The sequence below is a fragment of the Spongorhabdus nitratireducens genome, assembly GCA_947387575.1.
Lineage (GTDB): Bacteria > Pseudomonadota > Gammaproteobacteria > Pseudomonadales > Endozoicomonadaceae > CANDOC01.
In genome coordinates this window covers 172,617-198,643 of sequence record CANDOC010000001.1, presented here as the reverse complement: position 1 = coordinate 198,643, position 26,027 = coordinate 172,617, and the positions used below count along the sequence as shown (strand labels likewise).

The following is a 26,027-nucleotide window of genomic DNA, read 5'->3' as shown; positions in this document are numbered from 1 at the left end:
ATAATCTGTTTCACTCCACCGCTTTCACGGGGATCAAAGGGTGTTGGTTCTTTAACTGAACCTGGTATTCAAAAACGTCCTTGGCACAGACATCGAGACAGCGACCACAGCGGGTGCAGTCGAGGGTTTTCAGAACCGGGCCGAAGCCTTTTTTCGGCTTCAGCGCCATGGGCAGAATCTGCGGTTCGGGGCAGACGGCATAGCAGTCCATACAGTCATCACACTTCTCACGTCGTGCAGCACTCATAATGAGTGGACTGTATTTGCCAGCCAGGCCGTAAAAGGCACCCAGCGGGCATAAATGGCCGCACCAGCCGCGTGATGTCACCAACAGATCAAACAGGAAGATGGCTGCCAGCAGATACCATCCGGCGCCCAGTCCGAACAACAGGCCGCGATACACCAGACTGATGGGATTGATGAACTCCCAAATCAGTATCTCGGTTACCACCGGCAGCGCCAGCACCAGAGCCAGCAGCCAGTAGCGGGCCTTGCGCGGCAACCGGTGATTGGTACGAATGCCCAGACGACGCCGTAGCCAGGCAGCCAGATCGGTGATCATATTGACCGGGCAGACCCAGCTGCAGAAGCTGCGGCCACCGGTCAGGGCATACAGTGCAATCACCAGCCCTGCTCCAATCACTCCGACAGCTACTACCGGATGACCGGCCAGCAGGCTTTGCAGCACCGCCAGCGGATCACTCATCGGCACCTTGCCCAGAATCAAACTGGACGACAGGTTACCGCTGATCAGCCAGACACCGAGCACCGGCCCGGCGACAAACAACCCCAGTATTGAGAGCTGCATCAGCCGACGTAACCACAGGAAACGAAATGCTTTCCAGATACCTTTAACAGCAACAGCCTCAGTAGCAGGACGACGTTTGCTCACAGGTCACCTCCGTCGTTCAGACTGTTACCCGGCATCCGGGCCGGCATTTTGTTTTCCCAGGGCACCAGTTTTTCACCTGTCCTTTCTTCTTCCTGCCAGCCAAAGCGGTAATGCTTGCCCAGCTCACCCTGTGCCAGCTCTCGCGGAAATACCTTGATCGCTGCCACATCCAGCACACAGGCCTGTTCACACTTGCCACAGCCGGTACAGGCATCGGAATGAACCACCGGTTCAAACACCGCATGCACCTGAGTGCGGGTGTTGCGGGTTCGCTGCAGTGTGATCGCTTCATCGATCAGCGGGCAGACCCGGTAGCAGACATCACAACGCAGTCCCTGCAGGTTGAGGCAGTTTTCCCGGTCGATCAGTACCGCCAGACCCATTCGGGCATCATCGATATCCTTCAGCTCAGGGCTGAGGGCACCGCTGGGGCAGTGGCTGATACAGGGAATGTCGTCACACATCTCGCAGGGTATTTCCCGGGCATTGAACCAGGGTGTACCGGTAGCCACCGGATCTTCCGGGGTGGCCAGTTTCAGGGTGTTATACGGGCAGTCATTAACGCAGATACCACAGCGCAGGCAGGACGCCAGAAAGTCATCTTCCGGCAACGCACCTGGCGGCCGCAGCACCTGGGCGGCATGAACCCGGGATTTTTCAGCAACAAAGGTCAGTCCCAAACCCAGCAAACCGACGGCACATGCCGCCTGTGCGGTTTCAGTCAAAAAGCGACGACGACTGACGTTTCTGCCAGCAGTCTTGCCTTTATCCCTGTTACTTTTGTCACCAGCGCTCATTGCTGTTACCCCCGGGGTGCGACATTCGCTGTCACACTAAAAGTGTTGCTATCCGGCCCTGTTCTGAAATGGCTGCCCTTGCGGGCAGCCCTCTGTTCTCTATCTGTGTCTCAGGTGCGTTATGCCTTGACGACCTTGACCGCACACTTTTTGTAATCCGTTTCCTTGGAAAGCGGATCAGTGGCGTCCAGTGTCAGCTTGTTAACCAGCTGACTGGCGTCAAAGAACGGCATGAATACCAGCCCTTTCGGCGGACGGTTACGACCACGGGTTTCTACCCGGGTACGTACCTCACCACGGCGGGAAGAGATCTTGACTTCCATACCACGACGCAGACCACGCGCCTTGGCATCGTCCGGGTGCATGAATACGACAGCATCCGGGAACGCACGGTACAGTTCCGGCACCCGGCGAGTCATGGTGCCGGTATGCCAGTGTTCCAGTACCCGGCCGGTGGACAGCCACAGGTCAAATTCTTCGTCCGGAGATTCGGCAGGCGGCTCGTACGGCAGCGCGAAGATCCAGGCCTTGCCATCCGGCTTGCCGTAGAACTTCACTTCGTCACCCTTGCCTACATATGGGTCGTAGCCTTCACGGAAGCGCCACAGGGTTTCCTTGCCATCCACTACCGGCCAGCGCAGACCGCGCGCCTGGTGGTACATATCGAACGGTGCCAGGTCGTGCGCCTTGCCACGGCCGAAGGCAGCGTATTCTTCGAACAGACCTTTCTGGACGTAAAAACCAAAGTCTTCACTTTCCTGGTTAATACGACCCTTGAAGTCGTCCATGGAGTACTGGTCAACCTGGCCGTTCTTGAACAGCACTTCGAACAGAGTCTTGCCACGCAGATCCGGCGCCTTGGCCAGCAGTGCGTCAGACCATACTTCTTCAACCTTGAAGCGCTTGGAGAATTCCATCAGCTGCCACAGATCGGAACGGGCTTCGCCCTGCGGAGTTACTTGCTGGTACCACAGCTGGGTACGACGTTCAGCGTTACCGTAACCACCCTCTTTCTCGACCCACATAGCGGTCGGCAGTACCAGGTCAGCGGCCTGGGCACTTACAGTCGGGTACGGATCGGAAACAACGATAAAGTTGTCCGGATTACGGTAGCCGGGGTAGCCCTCTTCATTCATGTTGGGGGCTGCCTGCATGTTGTTGTTACACATCACCCAGTAAGCATTCAGCTTGCCGTCTTTCAGCATCCGATTCTGCAGTACCGCGTGGTAACCCACCTGACCCGGGATAGTGCCTTCCGGCAGCTTCCAGATCTTCTCGGCGTAGTCACGGTGCTTTTTCTTCTTGACGACCATGTCGGCCGGCAGACGGTGAGCAAAGGTGCCGACTTCACGGGCAGTACCACAGGCAGACGGTTGGCCGGTCAGGGAGAATGGACCGTTACCCGGCTCGGAGATCTTGCCGGTCAGCAGGTGGATGTTGTAAATGATGTTGTTCATCCACACACCGCGGGTGTGCTGGTTAACACCCATAGTCCACAGGGACATGACCTTGCGGTTCGGATCAGCGTACAGCTTGGCCAGTTCTTCCAGGTTCTTGACCGGAACGCCGGAGATTTCGGAAGCCTTCTCAACGGTGTATTCGCTGACAAACCTGGCGAAACCGTCAAAGTCGATTTCAGTGGAAGCACCCTTGCCCGGGTTCTTCGCTTTCTGCTCCAGTGGATGTTCCGGACGCAGACCGTAACCAATATCGGTCACACCCATGCGGAAGTGAGTGTGCTTCTTGATAAATTCGTGGTTTACCGCCTTGTTCTGGATCAGGTAGTTACAGATGTAGTTACCGATGGCCAGGTCAGACTGCGGAGTAAAGATAATCGGGTTGTGCGCCAGCTCGAAAGAACGATGCTTGAAGGTAGACAGTACAGCTACCTGAACATGGTCGTGAGACAGGGTACGATCGGTGATACGAGACCACAGAATCGGGTGCATCTCGGCCATGTTGGAGCCCCAGAGCACAAACGCATCGGCGTGTTCAAAGTCGTCATAGCAACCCATCGGCTCATCGATACCGAAGGTACGCATGAAGCCACCTACTGCAGACGCCATACAGTGACGGGCATTAGGATCGATGTGGTTGGAGCGGAAACCTGCCTTGTACAGCTTGGAAGCGGCATAGCCTTCCATAATGGTCCACTGACCGGAACCGAACATGCCCACCGGAGGCATTTCTTCCGAGTTACGGGTGTCCTTCAGCGCGGCCTTCCACTTCTCGGCCATGATGTCGAACGCCTGATCCCAGGTGATCGGAGTGAAGTCACCGTTCTTGTCGAACTTGCCGTTCTTCATTCGCAGCAGCGGAGTTTGCAGACGGTCCTTGCCGTACATGATCTTGGACAGGAAGTAGCCCTTGATGCAGTTCAGACCTTTGTTAACCGGTGCTTCGGGGTCACCCTGGGTAGCAACAACGCGGTCACCCTTGGTGCCTACCAGAACAGAACAACCGGTACCACAGAAGCGGCAGGGTGCCTTGTCCCAGTGGATGTCGGTTTCCTTGCTGCTGGTAATCAGATTGGTCGCCATGGACTGGGTGCTGATACCGGCGGCGGCAGCCGTAGCGGCGACGGCGCTATTTTTTATGAAGTCTCGACGACTTTGTTTTAACGTCATAGGTTTCTACTCCTGATGCGCATAGACCAGCGCTGCGGATAAAACCCCGTCAGCAGCACTGATATCTGAAATACGGTCAACCATCATTTTCTGGCCCGGCAACTCTTCCACAGTCACCACCAGCTTCCCTTCCGGACTGGCCTGATGAACCTCAACCCCGTCCATCAGGTTCAGGCTTGCGGTCACCCGCTCGATATTTTCCGGTTTGGTACAGACAATCAGGCCGGATACGGCACAGGTCTGACAGTCTTCTGTGGTGATTTTGCTGGCGTTTTTCATAGTACTGTTGTTGCCGATAGCTGTTGCTCAAGAGAGCGCTGAATAGGTTGCTGTACTGACGGCCGCTGCATTTCAATAGCCGTTACCGGACAACCGGAAATACACTCGCCGCAACCTGTACAGGACGATACGTCAATGCTCGGTTGTGCAATGCCCCCGGGCTGCAGCTGAAAGCTGATTGCCTCGGGCTCACACTGGTCCTGACAGGTGCGGCAGTGCACACCATTGGCAGCAAGGCAGGTGTCTTTTATTTGGGCGATAATTGACCAGGGCTCACCGGTAGTTGCATCCAGCACTTTATGGCTGCAGGCGGTAACACACTGTTCACAGAAACTGCATCCGGCGCGCTTGAAGTCAGCTTCCGGAAAACCACCACTGCCATTGATCAGCAGCCCGGTTTCACAGGCGGCGACACAGTCACCACAGCGGCGGCAAAGATCGGTGAACACATCTTCTTCGGGGCTCCATGGCGGACGAATTGCGTCACTGTTACGCAGTCGGCCTCGAAGCAGGCTTCGTCGAGAAACTGTTCTGGCTGCGTCCATGGTTGTCGTTTAAATCCCGGTCAAGTTATCTGTTATTTCGGGATATTAATGATTCGTCAGTACCATAAAACCCCCGCTAATTGCGGGATATACGGGGGGATACTCCCGATATACCCCTTTGGGGGTATGTGGTAAAAAGCGGTTTTCTGAGACGATTTCACCGCCCCCGCGATAGCACCGCATTTACCGCTGTGTAAAGGCAGGACTGAAACGCCTGACAGTTTGCTGACGCTGCAGTTGGTGACGGGCGAACTCTTTGGGGGTACAAGCCTATTTCGGAAGGAAACCTGATCTGAATCAATTAATTTTGCAGCGATTATGGCGGCGCCTGTTTCGGCGACCGGCACCACGCCAGACATTATTTCGCCAGCCCGCTAACCGCAGCCTGCAACGCAAGGCACTGGCAGTGATCGGTACTATCTGTCTGCTGACCCTGTTTAATGTCTGCTCCTCACTCTGGTTTGCCTGGGTGACAGAAAACGATGCCGCCGCGATCAATATTGCCGGATCGTTGCGCATGCAGTCCTGGCGTCTCACTGAACAAGTGCTGATTCCGGAACTGACCAGTCAGGAAGCCTTGGGGCGGTTGATTGATATCTATGACAACAGTATCAACAGTCCACCACTGAAAAAGCTGGCGGAAGACTATGACACACTGGGCGACAGCTATCGTTTGGTGCTGTATGAGTGGAATAATGAAATGAAACCGCTGCTGGGATCGCCGCAGGGGTACACACTGTTTATCGAGCAGGTGCCGGATTTTGTCGACCGGATCGACCGGATGGTACAGGCACTGCAGCATAATACCGAGTCGAAGCTGCAGCAGCTGTTTGTAATAGCCTTGCTGACCCTGGTGGGCATTCTGAGTCTGGCGGTGATTACCGTCCGTTTTATCAGAAGCCATATCCTGCACCCCATCAGAGAACTGAGTGATGCCGCTACCAATGTGCGCAACGGGGAGTTTCAATCCATTGCCCTGACTTATGATGCCGACAATGAAATGGGCTGGTTTACCCAGACCTTTAACCTGATGGCAGCGGATCTGGCTCAGTCATATGACAGCCTGGAATCCGAAGTCGCAGAACAAACCCGGGCGCTGGCTCAATCCAATAGTGCATTACAACTGTTGTACAAGGCATCAAGAAATATTGCCGACAACCCTTACAACAGTGAACAAGTGTCAGACATGCTGGATAGTTGGAAATCATTATTGCGGCTGGACAGCTGCTATATCTGCCTTTCCGCCAGCGCCGACACCAGCCGCCTGCAAAAAATAACTACTGACCGCAAAGCAGACGACTGCAATAACAATAACTGCAACAAATGTTTAAGCGACAATTGTGCCCCCTTCGTTCAGCAGGACCTTCAGACCTGCAGCTTTGAACTCCAGAGTGAACAGCAAAGCTTTGGCTTCCTCAAAGTGACTTCCAGCCTTGCCAGTGGTCTCAGCGAAGAGAGCCGCCAGTGGCTGCAGACCTTTGCCGATATTGTTGCTACATCCCTGTATCAGAGCAGCAGTAAAACCCAGCAACATAAGTTACTGCTGATGGAAGAACGGGCGGTAATTGCCCGGGAGTTACATGACTCGCTGGCTCAGGCGCTTTCCTATCAAAAAATCCAGATTTCACGCCTGAAGCGCCGACTGAAAAAAGACGGTAGTCTGGAGCCGGTCGATGCCATTCTGGCTGAACTGCAGGATGGTATCAGCAGTGCCTATATCCAGTTACGCGAGTTATTGCGCACTTTCCGCCTGACTCTGCCCGAAGGCGATCTGGAAACCGCGCTTAAGCAGACACTGGATGAATACCGTCAGCGCGAACCGGATATTGAATTCAGCCTTGATTATCAGCTCCGATATTGCAACATTGACGCTCACCAGCAGATTCACGCGCTGCAAATTGTGCGTGAGGCTCTGGTCAATGTCATCAAGCACTCTCAAGCAACAGAAGCCAGGGTTTGCTGCCTCCAGCAAGATAACAGTGCAATAACCATTACCGTGGAAGATAATGGTCGCGGTCTGGATCTGCAGCAACAGAAAAGTGGTCATTACGGAACCACGATTATGCGGGAACGGGCCGCCAGTATGGATGGAGAGTTTGCCATGCGATCCTCCTCAGACGGTGGCGTTCATGTCATCCTGACATTTAGCCCGGATCTGAAATCAGAAAAGCTATAGCCATTAAACCAGACTGGAAAGCCAATAACTGAACGTTTACCGTTATGACTGATAATACCACCCGCATTCTGCTGATTGATGATCACCCGCTGCTGCGCAAGGGACTTGCGCAGCTTATTAATGAAGAAGACGAACTGGATGTGATCGCTGAAGCCGGTAACGGACCTGAAGGCATTGAACTGGCCAAGACACATGATCCCGACCTGATCCTGCTCGACCTGAATATGAAGGGTATGGATGGTGTCGCAACCCTGAAGCAAATGCGGGCTGACGGCATTGATGCAAGAGTGGTGGCTCTGACCGTGTCCGAGTACCGGGATGATGTCGCTGCCATGTTTCGTGCCGGAGCCGATGGTTACCTGCTGAAGGATATGGAACCGGAAGAGCTGCTGGACAAGATCATCGAAGTTGCCACCGGCAAGCTGGTAGTAGACGACCGACTGGCTGGTGTACTGGCTTCAGTCCTGCGCCCGGAACAGAAAAGCCATAACAAGCTGGATGATCTGACTCCAAAAGAAAAGGAAGTGCTGCACCTGATTGCCGAAGGTATGGCCAACAAGATGATTGCCCGACAGATGGAAATCAGTGAAGGTACGGTAAAAGTTCACGTCAAACGCTTATTAAAGAAGCTTGGCGTCAGATCACGGGTAGAAGCCGCTGTGTGGATGGTCAATCAAAACACCTGAGGTTCTAATTGTTTTTCGGATACGGGGTTTGCTTTATCAATCAGTCGTCTGATTACCATCCTGGACCTCTGCTTGTCTCGGGTTTGGTTCATGTATATGCACAACCTGCTGATCAGGCTGAAGAAGGGACACCAGCCAACCCGTCAGCAATGCCATAACAAAAGCTGGAGGCAAGGTTTCAACCGCCTGCATGAAGGGGCCAATTCCGTCCAGATTTTGTAAGACCAGTTTACAGAGCAGAACCATAATAAAACCGCTGAACATTGACGCCAGCGCACCTGCCGACGAATAGTCTTTCCAGAACAGGGATAAAATCACAACCGGGCAGAACGCAGCTGCAATCCCCGACCAGCCAAGAAGTGCAAACCAGAAAACTGTCCTGCCGGGTGTAACGATTGCAACAGATAAGGCCAGAGCAAGTGCAATAAAAGCAAGAACCCAGGTCAACCTGCGCGACAGTTGTGTTGCTGCCTTGTCCTCCATATTTATGTAAACCAACTGGCGATAAAAATCCCAGGTTAGCGAGCTTGAAGCCAGAAGGAGTAACGACGAAATTGTTGACATGATTGCGGCTAATACCGCTGCGATATAGAAACCGGAGAGATATTCAGGGAGCAGTGAAGAGACCGTAACAGGGAGTATGTTTTGCGCACCGTTGCCCAGCAATGCCTCCACCGGGTCAGCAGAAGAAGTGAACAGGACACGACCCAAAATGCCTATACTGACTGCGGCACAATCGACAATAAGGGTATAGAAAAGAGCGATCCAGCGACCGGAACGAATTTCATTCTGGTCACGAATTGCGATAAACCGACTGAAAATTTGTGGGGACCCCATAAAACCCAGCCCCACAGCCATTAACCCCAGAACACTGCATAGACTCATCAAATGGCTATCAGTGGCCGGCCAGAACCGGGTCAACAATGGGTCAATGGCCCCCAACACGCCCATAATTTCATTTGCAGGCATTGCCACAGACAACAAACCTGCAACCGGTAGCCCTGCAAGTCCCACCAGCATGATGATACCCTGCACCGTATCGGTCCATGCCACGGCCAGAAAGCCGCCGACAACACAATATAAGGCAACAAACAGAAATCCCGAGATGGCACCAGCGTAGTAGTTCCAGCCAAGAAAATGCTCAAATGCGGCACCAATTGCATCAATTTCCGCACTGATATAGATAATCGAAAAAACAGTCAGGGCTATTGCAGATAATGCTCTTATCAAAGTCCCATGCTGCCGGAAACGAAAAGCCAGATAATCAGTTACCGTCAGGGCATTACTCTGTTCAGCCTGTTTTTTGAAGCGACCAGCCATTAGAAACCAGGCTACAAAAACCCCCAGAAATTCACCGACTGCGACCCAATAAGCACTGACGCCTATCAGGGCTCCCAAACCGGTAAGTCCAAGCAGAAGCCATGCCGACTCTCCCGTAGCCTGTGCAGACAGGGCAGCTATCCATGAAGGCAGTTTCTTCCCGCCAACAAAAAAGTCAGCTGCACTGTGTACTTTTCGGGATGCCAACCAGCCCAACAACCCGAGTCCGGAAAAGTACAACAACAGACTCCAATATACTCCGGACATCACGGGCCTCATCTGGACTTGTTCGAGTTTAAAGTCAGATTCAGATTATTGAGTCAGGCAAATTCACGCTTGATAACCCGGGACAGTATGGCCAGCATTTCAGCAATATGCTCTGTAGATACATTTAGTGGGGGACAAAGAGCAATGACATCACCGTTGGCCCGCACTAACAGCCCCTGGTCAAAGCACTCGCGAAAAATCTTCCAGGCCCGTAGCCCGGGGCTGTTTTTGACAGGATCCAGCTCAAATCCGGCAAGAAAGCCATAGTTTCGAATATCTGTAAGCCCCGGTAATCCCTGAAGCTGATGTATGGATTGTTGCCATAGTTCATTCAGATCCAGTGCCCGGGTAAACAGTTTTTCATTTTCCATGGTTTCCAGTACGGCCAGCGCAGCAGAGCAAGCAGCGGGGTTACCGGCAAAAGTATAACCATGATAAAAATCGATCAGAGTATCGCTTTTATCAAGAAATGTTTGATGTATGTTCCCTCGAACCAGTGTTGCTCCGAGAGGAATAGTACCATTGGTCAGCGCCTTGGCAGTGGTAATAATATCCGGCACAACCCCGAAACGCTCTTCGCAGGAAAAAGCTGCCCCCAGCCTGCCCATACTGGTAATCACTTCATCAACAATCAGTAGAATGCCATTCTCGGTACAAATTTCCCGAATATCGCTCAGTGTATTTTCTGAAGGCACCAGTACGCCTCCGGAACAGGCAACAGGCTCGACAATAACCGCCGCGATACGATGTCCACCGACCTGCTGAATGATCTCCAGTAAAGCCTCTGCCTGATGTGGATCCGCAGGAGGTGCACCTTTGATAAAACATTTCTCTGATCTTGGGAGCGGTAGCAGGGAAACATCTTCAAGCCGGTTTTTTATCAGTCTCGCATTATTATTGATACCGCCGACAGAAAGGCCTCCAAACCCGGCGCCATGATAACCCTGCTTTCTTCCAACCAGGTGAGTGCGTTCCGTATCCCCTTGCAACTGATGATAAGTCAGCGCTATTTTTAGCGCCGTGTCACAGGCTTCAGATCCGGAGTTGGTAAAAAAAACCTGTCCGAACCCCGCTGGCGCCAGCTTTAGCAACTTATCAGCCAGGGTAAATGCGGCGGGGTGCCCAAGTTGAAAACTTGGCGCATAATCCAGCTGGGACAGGGATTGCTGAATAGCGGCGGTTATTTCGCTTCGACTATGCCCGAGATTGGTACACCATAGTCCGCAAATACCATCCAGTACCCTGTTCCCGTCGTCAGTAATATAATATGCGCCTTCTGCTGCCGTTATCAATCTGGGCGAATCCTTGAAGAGCCTGTTTGCAGAGAAAGGCATCCACCAGGCGTTCAGTTCAGCAGCTGTCAGTGTCATATCAATACCTGTCGATGGCACAACAACAAGTCAAAACCCTTTCTTTGCTCACAAGAAAGGAGATTCTAAGTGTAGACAGGAATATGACACCTTAAAAAACACTGATAGCCCGGACTGGCTAAAAACCGGCGAACTTCCGAATTTTAAAATCCACCCACGAAGTTCCTTCTGCTTGAAGCAATTTAGCCGTAAACTTGCCGCCATTAAGTTTCAAGCAATCTGACCATGCCTCAACACCTTACCTGCCCGATCTGTAAAGATCCGCTAGTAGCCACTGATAACAGCATACGCTGTAGCAATAACCATAGTTTTGACCGAGCCCGGCAGGGTTACCTCAACCTGCTTCCCAGCCATCACAAGCGTACTGTTGACCCCGGCGATAACAAACTGATGGTGACAGCCCGTAACCGGTTTCTTGATCTTGGTTGTTATCAAAAGCCGGCTCGTATGCTTACGGAACAAATCAGCAAACTGCAGAGTGATAGCAATGATCCCTCATTCTGCGTGTTGGATGCCGGTTGTGGCGAGGGGTACTACACTGCGTCGGTTGAAAAGATATGCCAGCCCACAGCACTCTATGGACTGGATATCTCCAAAAATGCCATTCAGGCCTGCTGTCGGCGCAGTAAAAGCATTAACTGGCTAGTCGCCAGCGTCAGCAATATGCCTGTGGCTGATCACAGCATGGATGTAATCTTCAGTATTTTTTCAAGAATTGACTGGGCTGAATTTTCCAGAGTTTTGAAACCTGGCGGCCATGTTCTCGCTCTGGGCCCGGGATCAAATCATCTGCTGGAATTAAGACAAGCTATTTATGGCGAGGTTCGGTCTTATAAAACCGACAAACTGTTGAAAGAACTTCCTGAATCAATTGTCGCCGAGTCAGTGACACCGGTACAAGATAGATTCACACTGGAATCATCGCAGGCGATTCAGGATCTGCTGGCTATGACGCCTCATTACTGGCATATCAAGCCCGAGCAGCGAGAGAAGCTGGAACAGCTGAATATCCTTGAATGTACTCTGGATATGCAGCTGTTCCATTTCCGTTATCAGCCCTGAGCTGATAACGGCTTATTATCAAAGTTTTCAGGCAGGTTGATGCTGGAGTTTTCCGGCATCACTTGTCATAAAACCCTGAACACGGCTGAGCAGAATGCCATACAGCGGCAGGAAGAACAGCAGGCTGACACCCATCTTCACGCCGGCATCAAACGCCGCAATTTCTACCCAGTGGGTTGCCATAAAGGCATCACTGGAGCCATGGAAGGCCAGACTGAAGAAGCTGAAGGTATCAATCAGGTTACCAAAAACCGTCGAACAGGCTGGCGCCACCCACCAGGCCTTCATCTGACGCAGACGGTTAAAGACAGTGATATCCATAAACTGGCCGATCAGATAGGACGCAAAGCTGGCAAAGGCAATCCGGGCAACAACCACATTGAAAGTCTCAATCGCCGCCATCCCCTGAAACACCGTATTGTGAAACAACACGGAAACCAGATAGGACACCAGCAGTGCCGGGAACATGGCGTAAAAAATAATTTTACGCGCTGAATCAGCACCGAAAATACGCACCGTCAAATCAGTCGCCAGAAATACAAACGGAAAGGTGAAAGCACCCCAGGTTGTTTTCAGGCCAAAGATTTCAAATGGAATCTGCACCAGATAATTACTGGCGGTAATTATGGCAATGTGAAAAAGGGAAAGGACAAGCACAAGGCGCTTGAGTTGCAGAGCACTCAGGTTCATCAAGAATCCTTTTTAGCATAGAGGTAAGGGAACTCAGAGCGGCGGATTCTAGCGATGCACCTGGCTTATTTCAATATCGAATAATAAATAACACCTATAGCTTATTCGGGCATATTATTTAGCAAACAGTCCCGAGCCTGATTAAGTCGAGCAGCCAGCCCGGATGTTCCTCCCTTATCCGGGTGAACTTTGCTTATAAGCTTGCGATGGGCATCAATAATATCCTGTCGTGATGCCTGTTCGTCCACTCCCAGTAGCTCACGGGCTTCTTCAACTGTCATTACCTGCCCAGGATTAACAGCGGCCGATGACGCTGCCCGCCTTCCAAACAGAGACTTCAAAGTTGAAGCCCACATCGCGAGACTCAGCCCCCGGCGCAACAGCGGCACAATACCAAACAGCAGCCCGGTTAGAGCGCCTCGCGGGCCTGCTACCAGTAACGATACACCAACCACAAAGGCAATAATCAGCAGCAGTTGCAAGCGGCTGAGCTTCCCTTCCCTGTATAGCCCATATAACCACCAGGCAATGATGAGTCCCAGTAACAGTATAATAATCAACTCATTGCCCCTCTTGCTTTGTAGCGCCGTGTTTGCAGCACCGTTATTGTTTTCAGAAAATATCAGCCATGAGTTTATGATAAAACCAGAATGAGCTAATAGCCTCTAATTTACACGGCCATTGTTTATTAAATAAATAGCCTATCACACAGGATGGTATGACTTTCATTACGCAACTGGATCCACACCAGATTATTTTTCCTCATCCCACCGAGGCTCTCGATGATCCTAACGGACTGCTGGCTATCGGCGGTAATCTTGAAGTCCCCACCCTGCTTCAGGCTTATCAACAGGGTATTTTTCCCTGGTTCAGCGAAGATGATCCGATTCTATGGTGGTCACCTGCCCCCAGAATGGTGATCAGACCTGCCGATATGCATGTTTCCCGATCATTACGCAAACTGATCCGGCAAGGCCGTTACAAGGTCAGCTTTGATCGTGCCTTTGCTGATGTTATTTATCACTGTGCGACCTGCCGACCGGAAGGCACCTGGATTACCGAAGAAATGCAGCAGGCCTATATCAACCTGCATCAGGCCGGTTATGCCCACTCCGTCGAGATCTGGCAGGATGACGAGCTGGTTGGCGGGCTATACGGTATCGCTCTGGGTCGAATGTTTTTTGGTGAGTCCATGTTCAGTCTGGCACCAAATAGTTCCAAACTGGCTTTTTATCATCTGACCTCACTGCTCCAGACACTCGATATTGAACTGGTCGATTGCCAGATGGAAACAGACCATTTGCGCAGTCTCGGCGCCGATAATATGGATCGCACTGAATTCCTGCACCAGCTTGATCAATACTGCAAACCGCCTTTCCTGTCCGGGAAATGGTGTGATCACTCCCCCGCCGGATCAAATTGAAAGGATGCCAATGGCTTCAGACAAGCAGACGGAAACAGCACTGTATCTCACCCCGCCGCATCCCTGCAGCTATCTGCCGGATGAGATGGCACAAACCTTGTTTCTTGATCCGGCCGCCGCGGTTGATACCGAGCTGTTTACCCGGCTGAATGAAATCGGTTTTCGTCGCAGTGGCTCCCATTACTACAAGCCACAGTGTGAATCCTGCCAGCGCTGTATATCGGTGCGATTACCTGTGGCAGAGTTTGTATCGAGTCGAAACCAGCGTCGTCTTTTAAAAAAGAATCACGACCTGACAGCGAGCATGATGCCCTGCAACTTCAATGATGAAGTCTATACCCTCTATAAAAAATATATTGAGTGTCAGCACCGGGACAGCGATATGTATCCGCCATCGGCACAACAGTTCAGGGATTTTCTTTGTCGGCCCAGCGATCCGAAAGAAGATAACCGGCAGCATGCCAGTTATTTCCTGTGCCTGCGGAAAAAAAACAAACTGGTTGCCGTTGCCGTAATGGATCAGTTAACTAACGGTCTGACAGCCGTCTACACCTTCTATGATCCGGAGTTATCACACCGCAGCCTGGGCACGTATAGTATTTTATTACAGATCAGGCTGGTAAAAGCTCTGAATCTGCAGTATCTCTATCTTGGGTACTGGATTGATGGTTGTCGCAAGATGGTATACAAGCAGCGCTTTATGCCACAGGAACGATTGACCGATAATCTCTGGCAACGGGTTGAAATTCCGTTATCACAATCAGAAAAGACGTAGATACCGGCACACCCGTTAACCGCTGAAGCCGGTATACAACACGCAAGACAGTGAAAACCGTGATATCCGGTATCAAATAGCCAGCCGAGCACGACTTTACTTCCGCACTGGTTGAAGGCAGAATGCTGGCCGGCTTAATACCATATAAAATTAATCCGTATGCTGGCTTGTCCGGACGAGTTATTCAGTTTCGGCAAGGGTTTGCCGAAATCCTCCGGCCAGGTTAACAATACATTTGCAAGGTGAGCGCCCATGGCGAAAGAAGACAGTCTGGAAATGGAAGGCACGGTTGTAGACACCCTGCCTAACACTATGTTTCGTGTAGAACTGGAAAACGGTCACATCGTGACTGCACACATCTCCGGTAAAATGCGCAAGAACTACATCCGCATTCTGACCGGTGACAAGGTTAAGGTTGAACTGACACCTTACGACCTGAGCAAAGGCCGCATTACTTACCGCGCCCGCTAAGCTCTGCTGGCGTTGAGCCAGCCCCGAAGCCGGGCTTCGGAGCCAGACTCTTCTGGATTACTCAGTCCGCTTCGATATCCAGTGCCAGCTCATCCTTGCTGACACTGACTTTGACGGTACCGCCCTTCTTGGCCAGTTTTCCAAACAGGATTTGCTCGGCCAGTGGCTTTTTCAGGACATCCTGAATCACCCGGGCCATGGGGCGGGCGCCCATCTGCTTGTCATAACCGGCGATTGCCAACCAGTCTCGCGCCGTATCATCGATATCCAGCACAACCTTTTTGTCATCCAACTGAACCTGTAGTTCAGTCAGGAACTTGTCGACGACATGCTTGATATGATCCTGACTGAGTGAGCTGAACTGGATAATGGAATCCAGACGGTTGCGGAACTCCGGCGTAAAGGTTTTCTTGATCGCTTCAGAACCATCGGTAGTGTGATCCTGCTCGGTGAAACCGATGGAGCTACGGGTCATCGTTTCTGCCCCCGCATTGGTGGTCATGATCAGAATCACATTTCTGAAGTCCGCCTTACGGCCGTTGTTATCGGTCAGGGTGCCGTGATCCATCACCTGCAGCAGCAGGTTAAACACATCCGGGTGGCCCTTCTCGATTTCATCAAGCAACAACACACAGTGCGGTGTCTTGTTAATCGCTTCGGTCAGCAAACCACCCTGGTCATAACCGACATAACCCGGAGGCGCACCGATCAGACGGGATACCGTGTGGCTTTCCATATATTCCGACATATCGAACCGTACCAGTTCGATACCCAGCTGACGTGCCAGCTGACGGCAAACCTCTGTCTTGCCGACACCGGTAGGACCGGCGAACAGGAATGAACCAACTGGCTTCTCAGGCTCTTTCAGACCGGCACGGGACAGCTTGATCGCATTGGTCAGACCTTCAATGGCATCATCCTGACCGAACACCACCATTTTCAGGTTGCGATCCAGCTTGGCCATCATCTCCTTGTCAGAAGCAGAGACAGACTTCGGTGGAATCCGGGCGATCTTGGCCACGATGGCTTCGATATCCCCCACATCAATGGTCTTCTTGCGATCACTTTCCTTCAGCAGGCGCTGATAGGCTCCTGCTTCGTCGATGACATCAATCGCCTTGTCCGGCATATGGCGATCGTTGATATAACGGTCAGCCAGCTCAGAAGCGGCACGAAGGGCATTGTCCTTGTATTTGATCTCATGGTGGGACTCAAACTTCGGCTTCAGCCCCTTCAGAATCTTGATGGTGTCTTCAACGGAAGGCTCAACCACATCAACCTTCTGGAATCTGCGCGCCAGCGCCCGGTCCTTCTCAAAAATACCCCGGAATTCCTGGAAGGTAGTAGAACCCACACAACGCAGTTCACCGTTGGTCAGCAATGGTTTCAGCAGGTTGGAAGCATCCATCACGCCACCGGAGGCTGCACCGGCACCAATAATGGTATGAATCTCATCAATGAAAAGGATGGCATCATCCTTTTTCTGAAGTTCTGCCAGTAACTTCTTGAAGCGCTTTTCAAAATCACCGCGATATTTAGTGCCTGCCAACAGTGCGCCAAGATCCAGCGAGTAGACAACGCTGTTAGCCAGAACCTCTGGTACTTCGCCATCAACGATCTTGCGCGCCAGACCTTCAGCGATGGCGGTTTTACCAACACCGGCTTCACCCACCAGCAGAGGGTTGTTCTTGCGGCGACGCACCAGAATCTGGGCAACCCGTTCGATTTCCTTGTCACGGCCAATCAGCGGGTCAATACGGCCTTTCTTGGCCTGTTCATTCAGGTTGGTTGCATAGCTTTCCAACGGCTTGGTACTGGTACCCTCAGCTTCGCTGGGCTCGTCTTCACTGCTGGTCAGACCCAGCGGTTCATCACCTTCACTGTCAGCCACCTTGGAAATGCCATGGGCGATGTAATTCACCACATCAATCCGGGCCACATCCTGCTGCTTGAGGAAGTAAACCGCCTGACTTTCCTGTTCACTGAAGATAGCGACCAGCACATTGGCACCAGTGACTTCCTTCTTGCCCGAGCTCTGCACATGGAACACGGCTCGTTGCAGTACACGCTGGAATCCCAGTGTGGGCTGGGTTTCACGTTCTTCATCATGAGCAGGAATCAACGGCGTGGTTGCATCAACAAAATCAACCAGATCCTGCCGCAGCTTGGAGAGATTAGCACCACATGACTCGAGCACCAGGGTTGCCGTTTCATTATCCAGCAACGCAAGCAACAAGTGCTCTACGGTCATGAATTCATGCCGCTTGCTTTTGGCTTCCTTGAAAGCCAGATTCAACGTAATTTCAAGTTCTTTATTGAGCATGGCAATACCCTGGCTAAGCGTTAGTCTGCCTGTTCCGTTTTGCACAACAGCGGGTGGTTATGTTCCCTTGAGAACCCGTTCACCATCTCCGCCTTGGTCTCTGCGATATCCCTGGTATAAACGCCACACACGGCTTTGCCCTGGGTGTGGATCATCAGCATGGTTTGGGTGGCCTTCTCCTCCGCCATACCGAAGAACTGCTCCAGAACGTCAACTACAAAATCCATGGGAGTGTAGTCATCATTAAGAAGTATAACCTTGTACATCGGTGGCGGCTTGATGCGCACCTTTTCCGGTGCCAGAGCCACATCGCCATCCATCTCAGGTTTTTGATGACCCTTATTACCTAAATTTAGACGAATCTCACTCATGCCACTCATTGTCACAAAAAACTTCATCACAAAAATACAGGTTTCTAGGAAACCCTTAAGTTTTAATGAGACCCTGCCGAAAACCTCCAGTTACGGGAGCTTTTCCAAGTCATCCTGACTCTTCCAAAGGTCACATCTTTTATCCTCTACCAGATTCTTATGTTACACAGGGCTATCAACTCTTGACAGACAATTTTGGTTCCCTGACACTTGATTTAACCCATAGGACATGGGTACGAGTCTGAATGCAAAAACAATAACCCGACTTCAGACTTGCATAATAAGAAAAACCCCATCGGGAGTAGACGTAGAGGGATTAAGGATGCCTACAGGTAAAGTTAAGTGGTTCAATAATGCCAAGGGATATGGATTTGTTCTGGCCGGCGAGGACGGAACAAGTAGTGAAGATCTTTTTGTTCACTACTCATCCATAAACATGGAGGGATACAAGACTCTCAAGGCAGGTCAAAGCGTCAGCTTTGACATTCTCCAGGGCCCGAAAGGGCTTCACGCCATCAATATCACCATTCTCGATCATCAGGATGCAGCAGAGCCATCAGGGGCTCATGTGACCCAGTCATCCTCGGAACCGGCCCAGACCCTGCAGCCGGCAGTGGAGCCTGCGGCGGAATCCTGATGGTCCAGGAGTGTTCAGGCAACCCCTGACACTCTGACCACTTGGCTTTAGCCTGACCCTCGACAGGGCGGATACTATTATCCGCCCTGTTTTTGGTCGTTATATTAAAGCCTGATAAACGCCCATAAAAAAACCGGCATCCTGAGGAAGCCGGTTTTTTTATCAAATGAGAGATCTGAAAGATCAGCTCATTTTTTCGATGATCGCATCACCAAACTCGGAACACTTGAGCAGGGTGGCATCGTCCATCAGACGTTCGAAATCGTAGGTTACGGTCTTGTCGCTGATAGCGCCTTCCATACCCTTGACGATCAGGTCAGCAGCTTCGAACCAGCCCAGGTGGCGCAGCATCATTTCAGCAGACAGGATCAGGGAGCCCGGGTTCACCTTGTCCTGACCAGCGTACTTCGGAGCAGTACCGTGAGTGGCTTCGAACAGGGCAACCTTGCCACCGATGTTGGCACCTGGAGCAATACCGATACCACCAACTTCTGCAGCCAGAGCGTCGGAGATGTAGTCGCCGTTCAGGTTCAGGGTAGCGATAACGCTGTATTCAGCAGGACGCATCAGGATCTGCTGCAGGAAAGCGTCAGCAATAACGTCCTTGATGATGATCTCGTTGCCGGTCTTCGGGTTCTTCAGTACCTGCCATGGACCACCGTCCAGCAGTTCTGCGCCGAATTCGTTGGCAGCCAGCTCGTAACCCCAGTCCTTGAAGGAACCTTCGGTGAACTTCATGATGTTGCCTTTGTGAACCAGAGTCACAGACGGCTTGTCATTGTCGATGGCGAACTGGATAGCCTTGCGAACCAGACGCTCGGTACCTTCTTTGGAAACCGGCTTGATGCCGATACCGCAGTTGTCTTCGAAGCGAATCTTGCTGACACCCATTTCTTCCTTCAGGAAGGTGATCAGTTTCTTGGCTTCAGCACTGTCGGCCTGCCATTCGATACCGGCATAGATGTCTTCAGAGTTTTCACGGAAAATAACCATGTCGGTCTTTTCCGGGTTGGTTACCGGGCTCGGTACACCTTCGAACCAGCGAACCGGACGGATGCAGGCAAACAGATCCAGCTCCTGACGCAGGGCTACGTTCAGGGAACGGATACCGCCACCAACTGGAGTAGTCAGCGGACCCTTGATACCAACACTGTATTCACGCATGGCTTCCAGAGTTTCTTCCGGCAGCCAGACATCATCACCATAAACTGCAGTTGCTTTTTCACCGGCATAGATTTCCATCCAGGAGATCTTGCGGTCACCGCCATATGCCTTGCGAACAGCAGCGTCAACAACCTTAACCATCGGGGGGGTTACATCAACACCGATACCGTCACCTTCAATGAAAGGAACGATCGGGTTATTGGGAACATTCAGGGAGAAGTCATCATTTACGGTGATTTTGTCACCTTCCGTGGGAACCTTGATGTTTTGATATCCCATTGAATTACTCCGTTCTTGTCTTGATCAGAATGTGGTCGCCTAATGTATAGCCGACCCATCGCGTTCTTGTATTTTTATTGCCACAATGCCCGGCGACTTCGTTATTCGTACTGCCTTGAAATGAAGTGCCCGGGGTCTTGACTGCTTACCTGGAAATGTAAAAAGGCGAGCTTGTTATGATTTTGGCGCAACAACTGTGCCATGTTTTGACTGTTTTGGCAAAAAAGTTGCTGTTTTTGTGAAAATGCAGCACTGATATGTTTCTCATTTCATGCTTCAGGACGGACTTCATTTTCCGCTGAAGGCTGCTGCATTTCCCGCTCAAGGCTGTTTGAGCGGATATACCATATACCAATCGACAACGTTTATAAAAGTTCTTTTATGTTTGAGTTCAAAACCTATCTGATTTCACCTACCCAAATCGGCTAATGTCGATGGCAGCGTCAAGTGATTATCGCTAGAATCTGCGGTTTTTATTTTGCGTGTATTGAATTCATGACCCAAGCAACCGGACCTCGTGTCATCGTCGGCATGTCAGGCGGTGTCGACTCTTCCGTTTCCGCCCTGCTCCTGAAACAGCAAGGCTACCAGGTCGAAGGCCTGTTTATGAAAAACTGGGAAGAAGATGACGGTACTGAATACTGTACCGCCATGGATGACCTGGCCGACGCACAGGCCGTCTGTGACCGGCTGGGTATCCATCTGCACAAGGCCAACTTTGCCGCTGAATACTGGGATAATGTATTTGAACATTTTCTCGAAGAGTATCGTGCCGGCCGCACTCCAAACCCGGATATCCTGTGTAACCGTGAAATCAAGTTCAAGGCTTTTCTCGACTACGCCCTGACCCTGGGCGCTGACCTGATTGCCATGGGCCACTACTGCCAGACCGAGCAAAAAGACGGTCGTACTTACCTGAAAAAAGGCCTGGACAACAACAAGGACCAGACCTACTTCCTGCATCAGGTTGGCGAAAAGGAACTGGAACGCACCCTCTTTCCGGTCGGCGGTATGGAAAAGCCCGAAGTTCGCAAACTGGCGCAGGAACACGACCTTGAAACCAGTGGTAAAAAAGATAGCACCGGCATCTGTTTTATTGGCGAGCGCCGCTTCAAGGATTTCCTGAAGCAATATATTCCCGCCCAGCCCGGCAAGATCGAAACCACCGAAGGCGAAGTAATTGGCGAACATCATGGCCTGATGTATCACACCATTGGCCAGCGTCAAGGCCTCGGTATCGGCGGTCTTAAGTCAGCCTCTGAGCTGCCCTGGTATGTGGTAGAGAAGGATCTGACACGTAATGTGTTGATTGTCGGTCAGGGCAACGATAATGCGCTGCTGTTTTCCGGCAGTCTGGCCAGTGATGATATTTTCTGGATCAATGGAGAACCACCGGTCAGCGGTACCCGACTTCATGCCAAGGTCCGCTATCGCCAGCCGGATCAGGCCTGCGAGATTCATCAACAGCAAGATGGCAGTTGGCTGCTGAAGTTCAATGAGCCTCAGCGGGCAGTCACACCGGGCCAGTCCGTGGTACTGTATGATGGAGATATCTGTCTGGGCGGCGGTGTTATCAGCCAGCGCTTCCAGCCGGAATAAACTTTCAGCCGTAACGACAAATTCAAAGCAAGACAGAAAGAGTGGAGATATGGCGCCATATCTCCACTCTGTACCAGAGCACAAGAGGATAGATAACAAGTGCCCTATTCTACGGAAGATCAGGCCCTGGCACTGGCGGGTGTGTTTCAGGCTACCCGCCTGGTAGAGGATATTGCCCACAAGGGACGTTTTGACGAAGATGACATGGCTGCCAGCCTGGAAAGCCTGTTTCAGACCAGCCCTGATTCCGTGGAAGCTGTATACGGTAATGCTGCCAATATGCGTACCGGCCTGCGTTTTGTGCGCGACCTGCTGTTCAAGGATGCTGCGGTTATCAAATCCGACAGTCTGCGTTATGGACTGGCCCTGCTCCATCTGGAACGCAAGCTGGCCAAGCGTTCGGATATGATGGAATTGATTGGCCGTAAACTCGATGCCGCCCGCACTCAGCGGGAACACTTCGAGCTGATGCACGAAAATATTATTGCCAATCTGGCAGATATCTATCTGCAATCCATCAGCACCTTCGGCACCCGGATTCATGTTGTCGGCGAACGTACTCATGTTGAGAACAAAGCCAATACTGCCCGCATTCGTGCCTGCCTGCTGGCTGGCATCCGTTCTGCCATGCTGTGGCGCCAGACCGGTGGCAGTCGCTGGCAGCTGGTCTGGTCACGGAAAAAGCTGGGACAGGCTGCTGACCGCTTACTTCACAGTTAACACATTACATACTGCCAGCTGTAAGTAGAACAGCTGGCGGCTTTCCTCATTCGTATAATTATGAAACCAGCCCTAAAAGTCCTGACGAGCTTACTAGCAATAATGTTGCTGGTAAGCACTGTGTTTGGATACGTAATTTATCGAGAAAAATATTACAGGGATTGTGGTCTCTCTATTGAGCAGGCCAGAGACAAAGTAATTCAGTTTCTAAGTGAGAAAGAATTACTCCAGAAACACCTGCAAGGCCCCACTTTTAATGATGGCTCGTGTCGATACGACTTTTATTACAAAGATCAAAACAATGAATACAGCTTCAGCATTCTCAGCACATGGGCTCATGGCGTAAAGCTCACCTTGTGGGATCACAGTCGCGGAGAGGGTCCATAAACGCGATATATACGTAATTGCCGGTGAAACAGCCTCCGTTTTCAGTTAGAATGCCGTGCTTCTTTTGAACATGAACCAATGGTGAGTGGTATTCATGGAGCTATCCAGCCTGTCCGCGATTTCCCCGGTTGATGGCCGCTATGGCAGCAAGACAGCCGCACTGCGTCCTATCCTGAGTGAGTTTGGCCTGATTCGGTTCCGTGTACTGGTCGAAGTACGCTGGCTTGAGCAGCTGACCGACCACGCCGGCATTGCCGAACTGACTCCGCTGAGTCAGGAAGCCCGCACATTCCTGCACGATATTGCAGCGAACTTTTCTGAAGAAGATGCACTCCGCGTTAAAACCATTGAGCGCACCACTAACCACGACGTGAAGGCGGTTGAGTACTTCATCAAGGAGAAGCTGGAGCATAATGCCGAGCTGGCCGCTATCAGCGAGTTTGTGCACTTTGCCTGCACCTCCGAGGACATCAACAACCTGTCCCACGCCCTGATGCTTGAATCCGCCCTGCGTGAAGTTGTACTGCCTTCCATGGAAGAAGTATTGGCATCAATCCGCAGCCTGGCTCACGATCTGGCTGAACAGCCGATACTGTCCCGTACTCACGGCCAGACTGCATCTCCCAGCACTATGGGCAAGGAGATGGCCAATGTTGCCGCACGTCTGCAGCGTCAGCTGGAACAAATCAAGAATGTTCCGCTGCTGGGCAAGATCAACGGTGCTGTCGGCAATTACAATGCCCACATCTCCGCCTACCCGAATGTGGACTGGCAGGCTCATGCCGAGAAGTTTGTAACTTCGCTGGGGCTGACCTGGAACCCCTACACTACCCAGATCGAGCCTCACGACTATATCGCCGAGCTGTTTGATGCCGTTGCTCGCTTCAACACCATCCTGATTGACTATGACCGGGATGTCTGGGGTTACATCTCCATGGGCTTCTTCAAGCAGAAGACTGTGGCCGGTGAAGTCGGTTCTTCTACTATGCCGCACAAGGTCAACCCGATTGACTTCGAAAACTCCGAAGGCAACCTGGGCATCGCCAATGCCGTGATGGAGCATCTGGCCCGCAAGTTGCCGGTTTCCCGCTGGCAGCGTGATCTGACCGACTCCACCGTACTGCGTAACCTGGGTGTTGGTCTGGCGCACAGTCTGATTGCCTGGCAGTCCACCCTGAAGGGTAATGGCAAGCTGGAGCTGAATGCCGGAGTGCTGGCCGCCGATCTGGATAATTCCTGGGAAGTCCTGGCCGAGCCGATTCAAACCGTGATGCGCCGTTACGGTATCGAAAAGCCGTATGAAAAGCTGAAGGAACTGACCCGTGGTCGTGATATCAGCCAGCAGGTGATTTCCGAATTTATCGATACGCTGGAAATTCCTGAAGCTGCCAAGCAGCAGCTGAAGGCTCTGACCCCGGCGACCTATATCGGTAACGCAGTAGCCCAGGCTCGCGATATCTAAGCCTGTCGCTATCTGATCTGAAGTGCCGCCTTTCACAGGCGGCACTTTACGACCCTGTCACCTCTTCCCTTAACATCCCTATAGAAGCTTTTACAAGCTGTCCAATAACATGAAATACCAGCTGCAGCATTTTGATTCAGAACAGTTTTTAACCGAGTTCTGGCAAAAGAAACCCTGCCTGATCCGTCAGGGCTTCAAACAATTTATTGACCCTTTATCTCCGGATGAACTGGCAGGCCTGTCGCTGGAGGAAGAGGTTGAATCCCGCATCATCCAGGGCTCTGACAAACATCAGAACTGGCAACTGGATCACGGCCCTTTTGATGAAGACAAATTCAGCAGTCTGCCAAAACAGGACTGGACCCTGCTGGTTCAGGCAGTGGATCACTGGGTGCCCGAGGTTCGAAGTTTACTGGAAGCTTTCCGGTTTATTCCGGACTGGCGACTGGACGATATTATGGTCAGTTATGCCGTACCGGGAGGCACAGTAGGCGCCCACTATGATCAATATGATGTGTTTTTGATTCAAGGCTCCGGTCGACGGGAATGGCAACTGGGACAACACTGCACCGAGCACTCACCAATTCGACCTCACCCCCAGCTGCGGCTATTGGCTGAATTTGAATGCAAGGAGCGTCATATTCTGGAACCCGGCGATATTCTGTATATCCCCCCGGGCATTGCTCATCATGGTATTTCCCTGGAAGACAGCATGACATTCTCGGTGGGGTTCCGGGCTCCAGCACACACCGAAATTGTCAGCCACTTCTGCGATTTTATTACCGAAAAAATCGACCCGCAGCTGCGTTACAGTGACCCTGATTTGGTGCAAGACACCAGCTCAGCCAAATTGAGCGACCGTGCATTATCTCAGGTACAGACTATTCTTCAGCAGGCGCTGAGTCAGCCAGAGCAGCTCAGCGAGTGGTTTGGCCGTTACATGACCGAACCTAAGTACCAGCATCCTGCACCTGAAACAGACCAAGAACAAATGCAGGATGTGCTCGAGCAGGAGGACGTACTGTATGTCAATGAGGCAAGTCGGTTATGCTGGCGTCACCAGGGTGATGAGCTGCTGCTTTTTGCCGATGGCGAATGCTGGCATCTTGATCCCGTTCATACCGACATCATTGATCAGCTCTGCTGTCAGCGGGAATATGAAATCCCGGCGAATCCGGCCCCTGAACTCCAGCAACTGTTCACTGAGATGCTTCACATGGGGACGCTCTACCGCTAAAACCTCGACAAAAAATTCCCGGCTTAAACTCTGGATAAAAATATGCCAGTGGCATGAAGAAAGAACCGCACTGGCAGCCGTCAGACAGCAAGTCTTTATCGACGAGCAGGGATTTGCCCCGGAAGATGAATGGGATCCCGAAGGTGATCCTGTCTGTCTGCACTTTCTTATCAGCCAGGCCAACGGTGAGCCCGTGAGAACGGAGGATGCCATTGCTACTGCACGACTGGCGAAGGATGGCCGAATCAGCCGGGTATCAGTACTGGCTCCGTACCGTCGCAGAGGCATCGGCCACAGCCTGATGAAAGAAGTTATTCAGCAGGCCCGCCAAACCAGACAAACCGAGGTCTATCTGAGCTCACAAGTCGATGTTATGCCCTTTTATGAGCAGCTGGGATTTGAAGCCTATGGAGAAATCTATCTGGATGGACCGATCATGCATCAGAATATGCGACTGAAGCTCTGACT

The 26,027-nt window shown here is 51.7% G+C and carries 24 protein-coding genes; 12 read left to right on the top strand and 12 right to left on the bottom strand.

The window, feature by feature from the left end; genetic code table 11:
* Positions 1-10: 10 nt before the first annotated feature.
* From napH to napF, 5 genes are all read right to left on the bottom strand, one after another.
* On the bottom strand, positions 11-892 hold the full coding sequence (napH, locus tag ACYZZ0_RS00880; RefSeq protein ID WP_461534679.1) for a quinol dehydrogenase ferredoxin subunit NapH: 882 nt from the start codon (positions 890-892) through the stop codon (positions 11-13).
* Positions 889-1,689, bottom strand: coding sequence for a ferredoxin-type protein NapG (gene napG / locus ACYZZ0_RS00875; RefSeq protein ID WP_461534678.1), 801 nt, complete (start codon positions 1,687-1,689; stop codon positions 889-891). Before napG ends, napH begins: the two co-directional genes overlap by 4 nt.
* Positions 1,690-1,808: 119 nt before the next feature.
* Positions 1,809-4,316: a nitrate reductase catalytic subunit NapA gene (napA, locus tag ACYZZ0_RS00870; RefSeq protein ID WP_461534677.1), complete on the bottom strand. Its 2,508-nt coding sequence runs from the start codon at positions 4,314-4,316 to the stop codon at positions 1,809-1,811.
* A gap of 6 nt (positions 4,317-4,322) precedes the next feature.
* Positions 4,323-4,595, bottom strand: coding sequence for a chaperone NapD (locus tag ACYZZ0_RS00865; protein WP_461534676.1), 273 nt, complete (start codon positions 4,593-4,595; stop codon positions 4,323-4,325).
* On the bottom strand, positions 4,592-5,140 hold the full coding sequence (napF, locus tag ACYZZ0_RS00860; RefSeq protein WP_461534675.1) for a ferredoxin-type protein NapF: 549 nt from the start codon (positions 5,138-5,140) through the stop codon (positions 4,592-4,594). Before napF ends, ACYZZ0_RS00865 begins: the two co-directional genes overlap by 4 nt.
* Before the next feature lie 307 nt (positions 5,141-5,447).
* Between napF and ACYZZ0_RS00855 the strand changes: the two genes are divergently transcribed.
* Together ACYZZ0_RS00855 and narL are read left to right on the top strand one after the other, a co-directional pair.
* Complete coding sequence (locus ACYZZ0_RS00855; RefSeq protein WP_461534674.1) at positions 5,448-7,316, top strand: histidine kinase; 1,869 nt, start codon at positions 5,448-5,450, stop codon at positions 7,314-7,316.
* A gap of 44 nt (positions 7,317-7,360) precedes the next feature.
* Positions 7,361-8,002, top strand: a complete 642-nt coding sequence (gene narL / locus ACYZZ0_RS00850; RefSeq protein WP_461534673.1) for a two-component system response regulator NarL — start codon at positions 7,361-7,363, stop codon at positions 8,000-8,002.
* A gap of 36 nt (positions 8,003-8,038) precedes the next feature.
* Here the strand turns inward: narL and ACYZZ0_RS00845 are convergent, their stop codons facing one another.
* Both ACYZZ0_RS00845 and aptA read right to left on the bottom strand, forming a co-directional pair.
* Positions 8,039-9,589 (bottom strand): sodium/proline symporter, encoded by a 1,551-nt coding sequence (locus ACYZZ0_RS00845; protein WP_461534672.1) that lies wholly within the window; start codon positions 9,587-9,589, stop codon positions 8,039-8,041.
* Positions 9,590-9,642: 53 nt separating this feature from the next.
* Positions 9,643-10,959 (bottom strand): omega-aminotransferase AptA, encoded by a 1,317-nt coding sequence (gene aptA / locus ACYZZ0_RS00840; protein WP_461534671.1) that lies wholly within the window; start codon positions 10,957-10,959, stop codon positions 9,643-9,645.
* Positions 10,960-11,184: 225 nt separating this feature from the next.
* On the opposite strand from aptA, the gene ACYZZ0_RS00835 reads away from it, so the two are divergent.
* Positions 11,185-12,021 carry a putative RNA methyltransferase gene (locus ACYZZ0_RS00835; protein ID WP_461534670.1) on the top strand — a complete coding sequence of 279 codons (837 nt, stop codon included), beginning with the start codon at positions 11,185-11,187 and terminating at the stop codon, positions 12,019-12,021.
* A gap of 27 nt (positions 12,022-12,048) precedes the next feature.
* Here the strand turns inward: ACYZZ0_RS00835 and ACYZZ0_RS00830 are convergent, their stop codons facing one another.
* A complete protein-coding gene (locus ACYZZ0_RS00830; protein WP_461534669.1) occupies positions 12,049-12,714 on the bottom strand; it encodes a 7-cyano-7-deazaguanine/7-aminomethyl-7-deazaguanine transporter in 666 nt (221 codons plus the stop codon).
* A 98-nt stretch (positions 12,715-12,812) separates the two neighbouring features.
* Positions 12,813-13,271, bottom strand: a complete 459-nt coding sequence (locus tag ACYZZ0_RS00825) for a DnaJ domain-containing protein (RefSeq protein WP_461534668.1) — start codon at positions 13,269-13,271, stop codon at positions 12,813-12,815.
* Between the two features lie 158 nt (positions 13,272-13,429).
* Between ACYZZ0_RS00825 and aat the strand changes: the two genes are divergently transcribed.
* The 3 genes from aat (at position 13,430) to infA (ending at position 15,380) form a co-directional block, all read left to right on the top strand.
* Positions 13,430-14,134, top strand: coding sequence for a leucyl/phenylalanyl-tRNA--protein transferase (aat, locus tag ACYZZ0_RS00820; protein WP_461534667.1), 705 nt, complete (start codon positions 13,430-13,432; stop codon positions 14,132-14,134).
* Positions 14,135-14,144: 10 nt separating this feature from the next.
* The gene (locus tag ACYZZ0_RS00815; protein WP_461534666.1) at positions 14,145-14,909 is read left to right on the top strand and encodes an arginyltransferase; all 765 of its coding nucleotides are present in this window, start codon (positions 14,145-14,147) and stop codon (positions 14,907-14,909) included.
* Positions 14,910-15,161: 252 nt separating this feature from the next.
* Positions 15,162-15,380 (top strand): translation initiation factor IF-1, encoded by a 219-nt coding sequence (gene infA, locus ACYZZ0_RS00810; RefSeq protein ID WP_461534665.1) that lies wholly within the window; start codon positions 15,162-15,164, stop codon positions 15,378-15,380.
* A gap of 61 nt (positions 15,381-15,441) precedes the next feature.
* On the opposite strand, the gene clpA is transcribed toward infA, so the two are convergent.
* Both clpA and clpS read right to left on the bottom strand, forming a co-directional pair.
* A complete protein-coding gene (clpA, locus tag ACYZZ0_RS00805) occupies positions 15,442-17,703 on the bottom strand; it encodes an ATP-dependent Clp protease ATP-binding subunit ClpA (RefSeq protein WP_461534664.1) in 2,262 nt (753 codons plus the stop codon).
* Positions 17,704-17,723: 20 nt separating this feature from the next.
* Positions 17,724-18,074: an ATP-dependent Clp protease adapter ClpS gene (clpS, locus tag ACYZZ0_RS00800; protein WP_461534663.1), complete on the bottom strand. Its 351-nt coding sequence runs from the start codon at positions 18,072-18,074 to the stop codon at positions 17,724-17,726.
* Between the two features lie 322 nt (positions 18,075-18,396).
* On the opposite strand from clpS, the gene ACYZZ0_RS00795 reads away from it, so the two are divergent.
* Positions 18,397-18,711 carry a cold-shock protein gene (locus ACYZZ0_RS00795; protein ID WP_461534662.1) on the top strand — a complete coding sequence of 105 codons (315 nt, stop codon included), beginning with the start codon at positions 18,397-18,399 and terminating at the stop codon, positions 18,709-18,711.
* A gap of 183 nt (positions 18,712-18,894) precedes the next feature.
* Here ACYZZ0_RS00795 and icd read toward each other — a convergent pair whose 3' ends face one another.
* Entirely contained in the window at positions 18,895-20,154 is a 1,260-nt protein-coding gene (gene icd / locus ACYZZ0_RS00790) for an NADP-dependent isocitrate dehydrogenase (protein WP_461534661.1), read from the bottom strand.
* Between the two features lie 495 nt (positions 20,155-20,649).
* Between icd and mnmA the strand changes: the two genes are divergently transcribed.
* The 5 genes from mnmA (at position 20,650) to ACYZZ0_RS00765 (ending at position 26,025) form a co-directional block, all read left to right on the top strand.
* Positions 20,650-21,753: a tRNA 2-thiouridine(34) synthase MnmA gene (mnmA, locus tag ACYZZ0_RS00785; protein ID WP_461534660.1), complete on the top strand. Its 1,104-nt coding sequence runs from the start codon at positions 20,650-20,652 to the stop codon at positions 21,751-21,753.
* Between the two features lie 99 nt (positions 21,754-21,852).
* Complete coding sequence (hflD, locus tag ACYZZ0_RS00780; RefSeq protein ID WP_461534659.1) at positions 21,853-22,473, top strand: high frequency lysogenization protein HflD; 621 nt, start codon at positions 21,853-21,855, stop codon at positions 22,471-22,473.
* 481 nt (positions 22,474-22,954) lie between these two features.
* On the top strand, positions 22,955-24,322 hold the full coding sequence (gene purB, locus ACYZZ0_RS00775; protein ID WP_461534658.1) for an adenylosuccinate lyase: 1,368 nt from the start codon (positions 22,955-22,957) through the stop codon (positions 24,320-24,322).
* A 109-nt stretch (positions 24,323-24,431) separates the two neighbouring features.
* Entirely contained in the window at positions 24,432-25,559 is a 1,128-nt protein-coding gene (locus ACYZZ0_RS00770) for a JmjC domain-containing protein (protein WP_461534657.1), read from the top strand.
* Entirely contained in the window at positions 25,480-26,025 is a 546-nt protein-coding gene (locus ACYZZ0_RS00765) for a GNAT family N-acetyltransferase (protein WP_461534656.1), read from the top strand. Before ACYZZ0_RS00770 ends, ACYZZ0_RS00765 begins: the two co-directional genes overlap by 80 nt.
* Positions 26,026-26,027: the final 2 nt, after the last annotated feature.